This is a genomic window from Lysobacter sp. TAF61, from assembly GCF_052113485.1.
In the GTDB taxonomy this organism is placed as follows: Bacteria; Pseudomonadota; Gammaproteobacteria; order Xanthomonadales; family Xanthomonadaceae; genus Lysobacter_J.
This window is the reverse complement of the sequence record NZ_JBFRDH010000006.1, coordinates 311,757-324,789: the sequence shown is the minus strand read 5'-3', so window position 1 is coordinate 324,789 and position 13,033 is coordinate 311,757. Positions and strand designations below refer to the sequence as shown.

Genomic DNA, 13,033 nt, shown 5'->3' with positions numbered 1-13,033 from the left:
GTCGCTGCTCCGCTGCGTGAAAGAGCGCACAGCCTAGCGCCAGAAACGTTAGCGCGGCATCGCGGGGACCCGCGCTTCGAAGCCGACGATCCAACCGTCCGGCACCTCAGGCTTGACCCACCCTGCCCCTTGCGCGAGGCTTGCCCTCCCGGCCCCCGCCGGCACCCGCCATGACCGCCCGCCGAGCGCCCAACGCTTCGGCGCGAAGCGCGGACAGCCATGACGGCCTTCCTTCCTATGCACCAGGGATCCGTCCCGGGGAGAAGTCCGCTCATGTCCTACAGCACACAATCCATTCGCAACGTGGCCCTGGCAGGCCACCCCGGCGCCGGCAAAACCACACTGTTCGAAGCCCTGCTGCAGGCCGGCGGCGCAATCCAGACGGCAGGCAGCATCGAACGCGGAAGCACCGTGTCCGATTTCGATGCCATCGAGAAGCAGCGCGGCCACTCGGTCGACTCGGCCATCGCCAGCATCGACCACGTCGCGGCCAACGGCCAGAGCATCCACCTCAACCTGATCGACACCCCCGGCTATCCGGATTTCCGCGGCCCGGCGCTGTCGGCGTTCGGCGCGGTGGAGACGGTGGTGATCGTGGTCGATGCCGACAGCGGGGTCGAGTACGGCACGCGCCGGATGATGGAATACGCCAAAGGGCGAAACCTGTGCCGCGCCCTGGTGATCAACAAGATCGACCACGAGGCCGCATCGGCCGAGCGGGTGCTGGCCGAACTGCGCGACACGTTCGGCCCCGAGTGCCTGCCGCTGAACCTTCCCGCCGACGGCGGCAAGAAAGTCATCGACTGCCTCGGCAACACCACCGGCGACAGCGACCTGGGCCCGGTCGCCGACTGGCATCAGAAGATCATCGACCAGATCGTCGAGATCAACGAGTCGGTGATGGAGCACTACCTCGACCTGGGCGAAGGCGGCCTCTCCGGCGAGGAACTGCACGACGCCTTCGAGCAGTGCATGCGCGAAGGCCACCTGGTGCCGGTGCTGTTCTGTTCGGCGCGAAACGACGTCGGCGTGAAGAAGCTGCTGGACGTGGCCGAGCAATGGTTCCCCAATCCCGCCGAAGCCAATCCGCCGCCGTTCGAGCGCGGCGCCGACCGTCAGCGCTTCCAGGCCGTGCCCGATGCCAGGGCGCATGTCGTCGCCGATGTCTTCAAGATCATCAACGACCCCTTCGTCGGCAAGCTCGGCATCTTCCGCGTCTACCAGGGGCTGGTGAAGAAGGACACGCAGCTGTTCATCGACGACGGCAAAAAGCCGTTCAAGGTCGGGCACCTGTTCAAGCTCAAGGGCAAGGACCATGTCGAGATCGAGCAGGCGCAGCCAGGCGATATCGCGGCGGTGGCCAAGGTCGACGAGCTGCACTTCGATGCGGTGCTGCACGACAGCCATGACGAGGACGAGATCCGCCTGTCCCCGATCGCCTTCCCCAAGCCGATGTTCGGCCTGGCGGTGGAAGCGGCCAGCAAGGGCCAGGAGCAGAAGCTCGCCACTGCCCTGCACAAACTCGCCGAAGAAGATCCGTGCTTCGTGGTCGAGCACGAAACCGAAACCAACGAGACGGTCATCCACGGCCTGTCGGACCTGCACCTGCGCATCAACCTGGAGCGACTCAAGGACCGCTACGGTGTCGAGGTGAAATCGCGCCCGCCGCGCATCGCCTATCGCGAAACCGTGAGCGGCCGCGCCGAAGGCCACCATCGCCACAAGAAACAGACCGGTGGCGCCGGCCAGTTCGGCGAGGTGTTCCTGCGCATCGAACCATTGCCACGCGGCACGGGCTTCGAGTTCGTCGACGAGGTCAAGGGCGGCACGATCCCCGGCCAGTTCATGCCGGCGGTGGAGAAAGGCGTGCGCCAGGTGCTCGGCAGCGGCGCCGTCGCCGGCTATCCGATCCAGGACGTGCGGGTGATCGTCTACGACGGCAAGCACCATCCCGTCGACAGCAAGGAGGTCGCGTTCGTCGCCGCCGGCAAGAAGGCCTTCCTCGATGCGATCGGCAAGGCGCGGCCGCAGATCCTCGAACCGATCGTCGAACTGGAGGTCAATGCCCCCGAGCAGCACATGGGCGATGTCAGCGGCGGCCTGGCCAGCAAGCGCGCGCGCATCAGCGGCACCGACAGCCTGCGCGGCGATGAGATCGTGGTGAAGGCGCAGGTGCCGCTGTCGGAACTGGAAGGCTATGCCGCCGAACTGAAGTCGGTCACCGCCGGGCGCGGACGTTACTCGCTCGACTTCAGCCACTACGAGCCGGTGCCCGCCAATGTCCAGCAGAAGCTGGTGGAAGCCTACAAGCCCAGGCAGGACGAGGACTGAGGGATTGCGATACAGGCTTCACATGCCCTGACCCAAGCTGTGGCTTCCCCCGCACAGGAAGCACACATGCGCCACGGGCCCGGAGTTGTGCTGCACGCTGTGCTGGTCGCCGCCCTGTTCGTCCCCCTGTTCGTCCCCGCGTCCTGCTGGGCCCAGGCGGGTAACAGCCGCTCCGTTCCCAACTTCGCCCGCCCGGCCGGCTTTCCGGATCCGGCGTTGCGCGTGGCGTACGCGAGCGGCAGCGACGCGCCGCCGATGATGGTGCGCACCGGACCGGGTTCGTTCGAGCCGCTTTACAAGCGCGACGGATCACCGGCCCGTGCGGCCGGCTTTCGTATCGCCATGTCCTCCTGCCCCTCGATACCCGACCGCGGCGGCAGCGCGACCACGCGCATGATCGACCTGGCCGCGGCCGAGTGGGCGTACTTCGGCCTGCCGGTGCTCGACATGGCAGTGGAGCCGCAGGCGATCGTCCCGCGGATGCCGCAGGCGGCCGGCGTGGTCGACATCATCGCCCCCTCCCGCAACGCCTCGATCGGCGACCGCGTGCTGCGCCAGGCCCCGCGACTGGGCCTGATGGAGGACGACTCGGCCGTCCGCGGCACCATCGCCGGCTACTGGGCGGCGACCGGCAGCGAGGAAGCGATGCGCGTGCAGAGCATCGTCAACTACGGCTGGAGCGACGCCGGCTGGGCGATGCCCTGGTCGGCGGCATTCATCTCCTGGCTGGCGTGCGAAGCCGGATTGTCGACCGAGCAGTTCCGCCGCAGCGGCGCGCATTTCGACTACGTCCGCGCCGCGGTGCGCGCGCGCGATGGCCAGGACGCCAGCCAAGTATATGTCGCCTACGACCTCAACGAAGCCGTCCCGGCGGCCGGCGACCTGCTGTGCACGGCGCGCGGCAACGCGACGTTCTCGTCGATTGCCGACGTGCGCGGCGGCGTCAGCGATGCGCTGTCGCTGCACTGCGACCTGGTGGTCAAGACCGACCTCGAACGTCGCCGCCTCTTCGCCATCGGCGGCAACGTCAACCAGGCCGTGACCCTGTCGGTGATCGCCATCGACGGCAAGGGCCAGCCGCTCACAGACCGCGACATCATCGGCGCACACCGCTGGTTCGCCGTGCTCAAGCCGCGCCAGGGTGCCGGCCCCACGCACGACCTGGACGGCACGCCCACCGTGCAGCAGCTCTATCGCGACTACGCCCGCTATTCCAGCAGCACACGGGCGCCGCCGCCGCTGCCGCTGCAGAAACGCGGCCCACCGGCGCGCCCGCCTGCCACCGCGCCGGAAAGTTCGTCCAAGCCGAAAAAGCGCGGCGATGCCGACGCCAGCGCCCCCGCGGAGCCACCGAAGAAGACGCCCTGATAGCGGGCACCCATTGGCGCCCTGGCCTCCAACCGGGCGTCGAGGCTTTTCTGATGGATGCCGCGCGCGTATCGTCCCGGGCATCAACCGTGGAGCCTCGGATGTCCTCGCTGTCCTCGCTGTCCCTGCGCCGTTCCTTGCCGATGTTCTCCCGCGGCCTCGCCGTCGCCGCCCTCGCCCTGGTGCTCGCCGCGTGCTCCACCCTCAATGGCCTGGGCGCATTGCTGGGCAATGAAGTCCGCTTCACGCCGATGCAGCTGCAGGGTTCCCTCGACCGCAACTTCCCCAAGCACTACGACAAGCTCGGCGGCCTGGTCTCACTGACGCTGATGAACCCGCGCCTGACCATCCCGCAGGGATCGAGCCGGTTGCGTGTCGATTTCGACCTCGGCCTGGGCGCACTGGGCAGCGACAGCAGCCGCCCGTCCGGCCATTTCGCCCTGACCAGCGCACTGCGTTACGACCCGGGCACGCGTGGCCTGCACCTGCAGGATCCGCGCATCGAACAGGTCGACGTGCCGTCGCTCGGCGGCGCGATGAACGCCAGCTCGCGGGCGCTGCTCAATTCCTGGATGGGCGAGTACTCGCGCGAGGAACCGATCTACCGCTTCGACAACAGCCTGCTCGACAAGCTGGGTTCCCGTCGCATCGGCAGCACCGCGATCGAGAGCGGCACCGTCGTCGTGCATCTGGACCAGTGAAATGATTGCGTTCCGACACATCACCACCTGCCTGCTGCTGACCGCCGCCCTCACTGCCTGCAACGGCGACAAACCGCAGGGCAAGCACGGCGGCGACGATGCCGAAGCACTGCCCGCGCCCTCGGGCAAGGCAGACGGCAGCGTGACCGGCATGCCCGACAAGCCCGGCCCGGGCCAGGTCGGACCGCCGCCGCAGGCCGTCGAGGAGGTCGTGCTCGACGAGAACGGCAACCCGGTCCCTGCAGCCTCGGCGCCTCCGCCGACCGATGCCGCCGGCCTGCCGTTGCCCGGCCTCGCCGCGCCTGACGCCGGCGCCAGCACCACAGCGGCCGACGAGCCGACCGCGCAGGACGCGATGGCCGTGGTCCGCGACTACTACGCAGCGATCAACAGCCGCGCCTACGACCGCGCCTATGCACTGTGGTCCGACGGCGGTCGCGCCAGTGGCCAGTCGCCGCAGCAGTTCGCCGACGGCTTCCGCGACACCAACGGCGTCTCGGTCGAAATCCTCGCACCGGGCGCCGTCGATGCCGCAGCCGGCTCGCGCTACATCGAAGTCCCCGTGGCGATGACCGCCACCGCCGCCGACGGCAGCCAGCGCAAGTTTGTCGGTGCCTACACGCTGCGTCGCGCCGTCGTCGACGGCGCAACCGCGGAACAGCGCACCTGGCGGATCGGATCGGCCGACATCCGCGAAGTCACGCCCTGATCGCGCGTTGAACCCGGCCCCGCCGCGGATCGTCCTCGACACGAACGTCTGCCTGGACCTGTTCGTGTTCGACGATCCGCGAACAATGGCGTTGCGCACTGCGCTGCAAGCCGGTGAGGTGGTCGCGGTGACCGACGAAGAATGCCGCGACGAATGGCTGCGCGTGCTGGCCTATCCGCAACTGCGCCTGGACGAGGCGGCGCGGTCCCTGGCCACCGCCGCTTTCGATGCACGGGTGATGCTGCTGCCCGTGGCCACCGTGCCCCATGGCGCCGTGCCGCGCTGCGCCGACCCCGATGACCAGAAGTTCCTGCGCCTGGCACTGGCCTGCGGCGCACGCTGGTTGCTGAGCCGCGACGACGCGCTGCTGGTGCTGGCGCGGCGGACCCGGCGTGATGGCTTGTTCGACATCCTCGTCCCGGAAGCGTGGCGGTACGTCAGATCTCGAAGCGATAACTCAGCTTGACCAGCAACTGTTCGTCATCGCGCAGTTCCAGGCTGTCGCGCACCGCCTCGCCGGTGTCTTCCGAGACCGGCTCCTGCTGGTAACCGCCGCGGCCGTAGACCACGTACAGGTACGACAACGGCGCCAGCTCGTAGCGGTAGCGGATCTGGAATCCCAGGTTCTGGACGTTGAAGTCGTCGACCGCGTCGGTAGTGGCGACGGCATTGCCGCCCGCATCGACCCGGTAGGCCTGGCGCAGCGGCGCATCCAGCCCGAGCGCCTGCAACTTCACGCGCAGTTCCTGCTTGTTGCCGATGTTCCAGTCCATGCCGGCACTGATCTGCATCATCTTCTCGTCGAACTCGCCGATCAGGTTGTCGTGCTGCCACACCAGCCAGCTCGGGGTCTGTTCGTAGTAGCCGCCCAGGTAAACGCTGAAGGCGTCGTTGATGAAATACGTCGGCTGCACGCGCAGCTCATAGCCGATCCTGTCGTTGCCGGCCAGGCCGCCGCTGAGCACGTTGGCCTCCAGCTCCCAGGCCCAGTCGCCCTTGCGCGGGCGCTCGTATTCGTAATACGCGTTGAAGTTCGTCGGCAGCTCGAGGTTGCCGTGGCCGCGCGTCAGCAGGTCGTCGATGTAGGCGCCGTTGATGTTGATCTGCGCGTACTCGTAGCTGCCGTCGCGCAGGTTGCCCTCGCGGCTGATGCGCAGCTGGCGCTGCAGCCGCTCGCCGTGGTCGTTGTCGGTGCCGCTGATGCGACCGCGCCAGTCCTTGGACGCGTAGCGCGAATCCACCGGCTGGTCGGGGAAACGGCGCATCACCTGCCAGTTGAGGTAGTTGAGATTGGCGCGCGAGAGATAGCCAAAGTCGTTGATCTGCAGGTCCTGGCCGAAATGCATCGCCAGCCATTGCTGGCGCCAGCCGCCGTCCATTTCGTAGTTGACCCACATGGTCGCGCCGGTGTCGTCGGTGGCCGTGCCGTCCTGGTCGATCTGGCTGCCGATCAGGCGCGTCTCCACGCTGACGCGCTGGTTCGGACGCCAGTTGTGGTCCACGCCCAGGACCGTCGCGTCGCGATCGAGGAACGGGCGATCGACCTGGGTCAGCATCAGGCCCAGGTTCTGGTGGCTGAAATCGCGCACCAGGCGCAGGGCGCCGAAGGTGCGGCCGACTTCGTCCGCCTCGTCGGCGGCGAACACGCCGTACTTGGTCGCACCGACGCTGCCGTTGAGCTTGACCGCCGCGGTGATGTCGCCGGCGCCGTTGCCGTCGTCGGCCGGGCCGCCGACACGGCGGGTGTAGAGCAACTGGCTGAAGTCCGACGGCGTGGTGAATTCGAAGATGCCCTGGTTCTCGGTGAAGAACGGGCGCTTGTCGCTGATGAAGGTCTCGGTCGCGCTGAAGTTCACCACCAGGTCGTCGCTCTCGACCTGGCCGAAGTCGGGATTGATCGTCGCCGACAGCTGGAACTGGCCGTTGGGCTTCCAGAAGATGTCGGCGCCGCCGTCGAAGTCGCTGTCGCCGCCAACGTTGTCGTACAGCCCGGACACGTACGGCGTGATCGCCAGCAGCGACTGGCTGTACTGCGCCATCTGCATCGGCTCGAAGTCGGACAGGAAGCGCGGGCGCTGGAAGCTGGCCGCTGGCCAAGCCGAGCGTTCGCCGGTGGAGCCGATCACGCGGTCGAAGTACACCTTGACGGTGCGCATGCCATCGCTGCCATTGCGCATCGGCGCGATGTACCACGGGATCAGCATCTCGACGTTCCAGCCGGTGTCGTCCTCGCTGACCGCGTGCTTCCAGTTGCCGTCCCAGTCGTCGTTGAACTGGGTCTCGTTGCTGATCACCGCATCGGCGATGCCGTCGGTGGATGAGACGGTGAAGTTGTAGCCGGTGCGGCCGTCGCCGTCGTAGTCGATCATCAGGTTGACGCGGTCGACCTGGGCGTCGAAGTCGCGCTGCACCTTCTGGCGGGTGCGCGTCTCCACGGGCTGGTCGTTGCGGAACGCCACCGCCAGGCCTTCCGGCGTGGCCATGACCCAGACCCGGGTCTGCAGTGTCGCCGGCTCGCGGCTGAGCGGCTGCACCTTGCGGAAATCACTGATCTCGCGCGCTCCCTGCCATTCGGCAGGATCGATGCGGCCATCGATTTCCACGCCCATGGCCGGAGTGGACAGGGCGGCAAGGATGGCCAGGGTCAACGGTGCACGCATTGCGGGGGAGTCTCGATGGGCGGGGGAGCCAGTCCGGTCTTCCCCGCCGCAACCGCCGCCATCGAAGGCGGCCATCCGACCAGATCGTCCGTGCTGGGCTTGCAGGCCAGGCACCTTGATGCCCGAGCGGTGCACAGCCTATACGCAGTCGCGCCCTACGCCAGACTGGCGTTAGTCATTGCAACCAAATTCCGCGGACGCGCATCACGCCTTGAACGAGCTCACGCAGGGAGCCCGGCAGCCCCGGCTGCCTATTGCATGTGCCAGCCATGGCTGACGACGAAACTCTGCCCCGTCAGCGCCGCACTCGGGAACTCGGCCAGGAAGCGCACCGTATGGGCGACGTCCTCGACCGTGGTGAAGATGCCATCGACCGTGTTGCCCAGCATGACGCGGCTCACCACTTCGGCCTCGCTGATGCCCAGCTCCCTGGCCTGTTCCGGAATCTGCTTGTCCACCAGCGGCGTGCGGACGAAGCCGGGGCAGACAACATGACTGCGCACCCCGTGCTTCGCCCCTTCCTTGGCGAGCGTCCGCGACAGTCCGAGCAGACCATGCTTGGCGGTGACGTAAGCCGACTTCAGCGGCGAGGCCAGGTGCGAATGGACCGAGCCCATGTAGACCACGGTACCGCCACGGGCCTTGCCATCGGCACCGGTGCCGTACATGTGCGGCAACACGGCCTTGGTGGTCAGGAACGCGCCGTCGAGATGGATCGCCAGCATCTTCTTCCAGTCGGCATAGGCGAACTGCTCGATCGGATTGACGATCTGGATGCCCGCGTTGGACACCAGAATATCGACGCCCCCCAGCTCGGCCACCACACGGGCGACCCCGGCGTTGACCGCCGCCTCGTCGGTGACATCCATCGCAAGGCCCAGCGCGCGCCCGCCCGTGGCGACGATTTCCGCGGCGACAACCTGCGCGCCGTCGGCGTTGAGGTCGGCGATGGCGATCGCCGCCCCCGCACGAGCCAGCTCGAATGCGATTTCCTTGCCAATGCCGCTGGCGGCACCGGTGACGATGGCGACCTTGCCTTCGAGGCTCATGGGGACTCCTGAGGATGAGGGGTGTCGCGCCAGTATCGTCCGCGCGCGTGACCTCAAGTGTGGCCGGTGCGAGGCCGGCACACCATTGCCCGAACGTACCCCACCCCCCCTGGCGAAGGCCGGGATGACGGGCCAATCAGGCCTTGGCGGCCTTCGACTCCGCAACCAGCTTCTTTTTCTTCTTTTCCTGCTTCTTTTTCTTCTTGTCCGACTTCGGCTGCAGCATCGTCCCGGTGCAGCCCGGCGACCCGCAGCGGCACTCCCAGATCTTCTTCAGCTCCTTGGTGTGCTTCTCGGCCAGCGTGATGCCGTAGTTGTAGGACAGCTCCTCACCCGGCGCGATGTCGCGGACCGCCTCGATGAACACCTTGTCGAGCTTGCGGTCCTTGCCCTCGTCCTCTTCGAGCACCGCCTCGCAGTTGGGCGCGCAGCTGTGGTTGATCCAGCGCGCATCGTTGCCCTTGAAGTTGGCGTCGATGACGTATTCGTCGTTGAGCGTGAACAGGAAGGTGTGGCCGGTGTCGATGTCGCCGCTCTCGCCGGCGTCGACCTCCTCGTGGGTGCGGCGCGTGCCCTTGTATTCGATGACACGCTCGCCCTTGGCGATCGGCTGGACGGCGAAAACGCCATTGCCATGGATGGCGGAGCGACGGGCGGCGATCTTGCGCGACATGCGGAATCCGGTAGTCATTGCGGGAGAGCCGACATTCTGGCCCGGATCGGCCATGTCATGCCATCCGATCAGCCATCGGACAGCCATCGCGCTGGCCGGTTCGTGGCGACCAGCGCGTTGACGTGGGTCACCACCCGATGTGCACAAACGATGAAGACGACCCGATCCGCCCTGGCCATTACGGCCCTGCTCACCCTGGCCGCCTGCCAGCAGGGCGAACACGCCCGGCAAGCCGGCAAGGAGCACGCCGCCGCGCCGAAGGACCTGCTTGCCCGCGGCGAATACCTGGCCCGCACCGCCGGCTGCAACGACTGCCACACCCCGGGCTATGCCCAGAACCAGGGCGCGGTCGACAAGAGCCAGTGGCTGGTCGGCTCGCCAGTCGGCTTCCGCGGACCCTGGGGCACCACCTACCCGACCAACCTGCGCATGAAGCTGTCGACGATGACCGAGACGCAGTGGCTGGACTACAGCGCCAAGCTGCGCACCCGGCCGCTGATGCCCGATTTCGCGCTCCGCGACATGACCCTGGAAGACCGCCGCGCGATCTACCAGTTCGTGCGCTCGCTCGGCCCGGGCGGGCAGCCGGCGCCGGCCTTCGTGCCGCCGGGGCAGAATCCGGCCCCGCCCTACTTCGACCTGGTCATGCCGGCAGCCCCGCCAACGGCTGCCAACGCGTCCGCCAGCGAATCCTGAACAGGACTGTTGCAAGGGCGGAGCGAAGCGTTCCGCCCTGGCGGTTGGCTGGGCCGGCCCGAAACCGTACAATTCCGGTACGGATTGACCCGACCGGCCCCCGCCCATGCTCCGCGTCACCAAGCTCACTGACTACGCCACGGTCGTCATGACCGTGCTCGCACACCGTTCCGACGCCGTCCTGAGCGCGTCGGAGCTGGCGGAGCGTGCCGGTCTGGAAGCCACGACGGTGTCCAAGGTGCTCAAGCCGCTGGCCCAGGCCGGCCTGGTCGAGGGCTTCCGCGGCGCCAACGGCGGCTATCGGCTGGCCCGCAGCGCCGAGGACATCGGCCTGCTGGAAATCGTGATCGCCATGGAAGGGCCGCTCGGCATGACCGAGTGCAGCGTCCATGCCGGCAACTGCGGCATCGAGAAATCCTGCGGCGTGCGCGCCAACTGGCGTCGCATCAATGACGTGGTGATCGAAGCCCTGCGCGGGGTGACCCTGGCGCAGATGCTGGTGCCACCGCCACCTCCCGAACCATCGGCCAAGCGCATCGACCTGCGCCTGGCCAACGCGTAGCGGGCCGCGCCCGCCATGCAACAACGAATCCTGTAGGCAGCCCAATGGCCACCGAAGTAGTAGAAAACAAAGAGATCCACGAGCAGCTTGGCCGCAAGTACGAGGCCGGCTTCGTCACGGACATCGAATCCGACAGTCTGCCGCCGGGCCTCAACGAGGACATCATCCGCGCGCTCTCGGCCAAGAAGGACGAGCCGGAGTGGATGACGCAGTGGCGCCTCGCGGCGTACCGGCATTTCCTGACCATGCCGATGCCGCACTGGGCCAAGCTCAACATCGCCCCGATCGACCTGCAGGCGCTGAGCTACTACTCCGCGCCCAAGGCCAAGTACGCCTCGCTCGACGAAGTGCCGCAGGAGCTGCTCGACACCTACGAGAAGCTCGGCGTACCGCTGCACGAGCGCGCCAAGCTGGCCGGCGTCGCGGTCGACGCGGTGTTCGACTCGGTCTCCGTCGGCACCACCTTCCGCAAGGAACTGGCCGAGAAGGGCGTCATCTTCTGTTCGCTGTCGGAAGCCATCCACGATCACCCGGAGCTGGTGAAGCAGTACCTGGGCAGCGTCGTCCCCACCGGCGACAACTATTTCGCCGCGCTGAACTCGGCCGTGTTCTCCGACGGCAGCTTCGTGTTCATCCCCAAGGGCGTGCGCTGCCCGATGGAGCTGAGCACCTACTTCCGCATCAACGCCATGAACACCGGGCAGTTCGAGCGCACGCTGATCATCGCCGAGGAAGGCAGCTACGTTTCCTACCTGGAAGGCTGCACCGCGCCGATGCGCGACGAGAACCAGCTGCATGCGGCCGTGGTCGAGCTGGTCGCGCTGGATGACGCCGAGATCAAGTACTCGACGGTGCAGAACTGGTATCCCGGTGACGAGAACGGCGTCGGCGGCATCTACAACTTCGTCACCAAGCGTGGCGAATGCCGCGGTGCGCGCTCGAAGATCTCCTGGACCCAGGTCGAGACCGGTTCGGCGATCACCTGGAAGTACCCGTCGTGCGTGCTGCTGGGCGACGACTCGAGCGGCGAGTTCTACTCGGTCGCGCTGACCCACCACCGCCAGCAGGCCGACACCGGCACCAAGATGATCCATGTCGGCAAGCGCACCAAGAGCAAGATCATCAGCAAGGGCATCAGCGCCGGCCGCGGCCAGAACACCTACCGCGGCCTGGTCAAGGTGCTCGGCGGCGCCGAGGGCGCGCGCAACCACACCCAGTGCGACAGCCTGCTGATCGGCAAGAAGTGCGGCGCACACACGTTCCCGTACATCGAGGTCAGGCACCCGTCCGCGACCGTCGAGCACGAGGCAACCACCTCCAAGATCAGCGATGACCAGCTGTTCTATTGCCGCAGCCGCGGCATCGGCGCGGAGGACGCGGTGTCGATGATCGTCGACGGCTTCTGCAAGTCGGTGTTCCGCGAACTGCCGATGGAATTCGCGGTGGAAGCCAAGAAGCTGCTGGAAGTGAGCCTCGAAGGCTCGGTCGGCTGACCCAATGAACAACCCGGAATCGAACATGCTCAAGATCGAAAACCTCCACGTATCCGTCGCCGGCAAGGAAATCCTCAAGGGACTGTCGCTCGACGTCCAGGCCGGCCAGGTGCACGCGATCATGGGCCCCAACGGCGCGGGCAAGTCGACCCTGGGCAACATCCTGGCCGGGCGCGAAGGCTATGAGGTCACCGCCGGCACGGTGACGTACGACGGCCGCAACCTGCTCGAACTTGAGCCCGAAGAGCGCGCGGCGGCCGGTGTGTTCCTGGCCTTCCAGTACCCGGTCGAAATCCCGGGCGTGAACAACACCTATTTCCTGCGCACCGCACTCAACGCCCAGCGCAAGGCGCGCGGCGAGGCCGAACTCGACTCGATGCAGTTCCTCAAGCTGGTGCGGCAGAAGTTGGCCGTGCTGCACCTGAAGGACGAACTGCTGCACCGCGGCGTCAACGAAGGCTTCAGCGGCGGCGAGAAGAAGCGCAACGAGATCTTCCAGCTGGCCCTGCTCGAACCGCGCCTGGCGATCCTCGACGAGACCGACTCGGGCCTGGACATCGACGCGCTCAAGGCCGTCGCCGACGGCGTCAACGCGCTGCGCGACGCCGGCCGTGCGTTCCTGGTCATCACCCACTACCAGCGCCTGCTCGACTACATCAAGCCCGACGTGGTGCACGTGCTCGCCGACGGTCGCGTGGTCGAGACCGGCGGCCCGGAACTGGCCCTGCAGCTGGAAGAGCATGGTTACGCCTGGGTCAAGGATCGCATCGCGCCGCAGGCGGCGGTCTGAC

Annotated in this window: 11 protein-coding genes and 1 pseudogene; 9 read left to right on the top strand and 3 right to left on the bottom strand. The window is 67.1% G+C overall.

The window, feature by feature from the left end:
• The first annotated feature begins 273 nt into the window (after nucleotides 1-273).
• The 5 genes from fusA (at nucleotide 274) to AB4Y64_RS15185 (ending at nucleotide 5,575) form a co-directional block, all read left to right on the top strand.
• Nucleotides 274-2,331 (top strand): elongation factor G, encoded by a 2,058-nt coding sequence (gene fusA / locus AB4Y64_RS15205; RefSeq protein ID WP_441817296.1) that lies wholly within the window; start codon nucleotides 274-276, stop codon nucleotides 2,329-2,331.
• A 66-nt stretch (nucleotides 2,332-2,397) separates the two neighbouring features.
• Nucleotides 2,398-3,699 (top strand): DUF2272 domain-containing protein, encoded by a 1,302-nt coding sequence (locus tag AB4Y64_RS15200; protein ID WP_441817295.1) that lies wholly within the window; start codon nucleotides 2,398-2,400, stop codon nucleotides 3,697-3,699.
• A 101-nt stretch (nucleotides 3,700-3,800) separates the two neighbouring features.
• The gene (locus tag AB4Y64_RS15195) at nucleotides 3,801-4,400 is read left to right on the top strand and encodes a DUF1439 domain-containing protein (protein ID WP_441817294.1); all 600 of its coding nucleotides are present in this window, start codon (nucleotides 3,801-3,803) and stop codon (nucleotides 4,398-4,400) included.
• Between the two features lies 1 nt (nucleotide 4,401).
• On the top strand, nucleotides 4,402-5,109 hold the full coding sequence (locus tag AB4Y64_RS15190) for a hypothetical protein (RefSeq protein ID WP_441817293.1): 708 nt from the start codon (nucleotides 4,402-4,404) through the stop codon (nucleotides 5,107-5,109).
• 7 nt (nucleotides 5,110-5,116) lie between these two features.
• On the top strand, nucleotides 5,117-5,575 hold the full coding sequence (locus AB4Y64_RS15185; protein WP_441817292.1) for a putative toxin-antitoxin system toxin component, PIN family: 459 nt from the start codon (nucleotides 5,117-5,119) through the stop codon (nucleotides 5,573-5,575).
• On the opposite strand, the gene AB4Y64_RS15180 is transcribed toward AB4Y64_RS15185, so the two are convergent.
• The 3 genes and pseudogenes from AB4Y64_RS15180 to AB4Y64_RS15170 form a co-directional block, all read right to left on the bottom strand.
• Nucleotides 5,547-7,769 (bottom strand): DUF5916 domain-containing protein, encoded by a 2,223-nt coding sequence (locus AB4Y64_RS15180; RefSeq protein WP_441817291.1) that lies wholly within the window; start codon nucleotides 7,767-7,769, stop codon nucleotides 5,547-5,549. The genes AB4Y64_RS15185 and AB4Y64_RS15180 overlap by 29 nt on opposite strands.
• 251 nt (nucleotides 7,770-8,020) lie before the next feature.
• Nucleotides 8,021-8,818 (bottom strand): 3-hydroxybutyrate dehydrogenase, encoded by a 798-nt coding sequence (locus AB4Y64_RS15175; RefSeq protein WP_441817290.1) that lies wholly within the window; start codon nucleotides 8,816-8,818, stop codon nucleotides 8,021-8,023.
• Between the two features lie 211 nt (nucleotides 8,819-9,029).
• Nucleotides 9,030-9,491 (bottom strand): annotated as a pseudogene (locus AB4Y64_RS15170) (SET domain-containing protein); the annotation flags it as partial.
• A gap of 150 nt (nucleotides 9,492-9,641) precedes the next feature.
• On the opposite strand from AB4Y64_RS15170, the gene AB4Y64_RS15165 reads away from it, so the two are divergent.
• From AB4Y64_RS15165 to sufC, 4 genes are all read left to right on the top strand, one after another.
• Nucleotides 9,642-10,187, top strand: a complete 546-nt coding sequence (locus AB4Y64_RS15165) for a cytochrome C (RefSeq protein ID WP_441817289.1) — start codon at nucleotides 9,642-9,644, stop codon at nucleotides 10,185-10,187.
• Nucleotides 10,188-10,293: 106 nt separating this feature from the next.
• Complete coding sequence (locus AB4Y64_RS15160) at nucleotides 10,294-10,749, top strand: SUF system Fe-S cluster assembly regulator (protein WP_441817288.1); 456 nt, start codon at nucleotides 10,294-10,296, stop codon at nucleotides 10,747-10,749.
• A 44-nt stretch (nucleotides 10,750-10,793) separates the two neighbouring features.
• Nucleotides 10,794-12,242, top strand: coding sequence for a Fe-S cluster assembly protein SufB (gene sufB / locus AB4Y64_RS15155; protein WP_441817287.1), 1,449 nt, complete (start codon nucleotides 10,794-10,796; stop codon nucleotides 12,240-12,242).
• A 25-nt stretch (nucleotides 12,243-12,267) separates the two neighbouring features.
• A complete protein-coding gene (gene sufC, locus AB4Y64_RS15150; protein ID WP_441817286.1) occupies nucleotides 12,268-13,032 on the top strand; it encodes a Fe-S cluster assembly ATPase SufC in 765 nt (254 codons plus the stop codon).
• The last annotated feature ends 1 nt before the right edge of the window (nucleotide 13,033 follow it).

Bases quoted from the DNA above. Each gene is read 5' to 3' on its own strand.
- fusA (WP_441817296.1), top strand. From the start codon at position 274: ATGTCCTACAGCACACAATCCATTCGCAACGTGGCCCTGGCAGGCCAC.
- AB4Y64_RS15200 (WP_441817295.1), top strand. From the start codon at position 2,398: ATGCGCCACGGGCCCGGAGTTGTGCTGCACGCTGTGCTGGTCGCCGCC.
- AB4Y64_RS15195 (WP_441817294.1), top strand. From the start codon at position 3,801: ATGTCCTCGCTGTCCTCGCTGTCCCTGCGCCGTTCCTTGCCGATGTTC.
- AB4Y64_RS15190 (WP_441817293.1), top strand. From the start codon at position 4,402: ATGATTGCGTTCCGACACATCACCACCTGCCTGCTGCTGACCGCCGCC.
- AB4Y64_RS15180 (WP_441817291.1), bottom strand. From the start codon at position 7,769: ATGCGTGCACCGTTGACCCTGGCCATCCTTGCCGCCCTGTCCACTCCG.
- AB4Y64_RS15175 (WP_441817290.1), bottom strand. From the start codon at position 8,818: ATGAGCCTCGAAGGCAAGGTCGCCATCGTCACCGGTGCCGCCAGCGGC.
- AB4Y64_RS15165 (WP_441817289.1), top strand. From the start codon at position 9,642: ATGAAGACGACCCGATCCGCCCTGGCCATTACGGCCCTGCTCACCCTG.
- AB4Y64_RS15160 (WP_441817288.1), top strand. From the start codon at position 10,294: ATGCTCCGCGTCACCAAGCTCACTGACTACGCCACGGTCGTCATGACC.
- sufB (WP_441817287.1), top strand. From the start codon at position 10,794: ATGGCCACCGAAGTAGTAGAAAACAAAGAGATCCACGAGCAGCTTGGC.
- sufC (WP_441817286.1), top strand. From the start codon at position 12,268: ATGCTCAAGATCGAAAACCTCCACGTATCCGTCGCCGGCAAGGAAATC.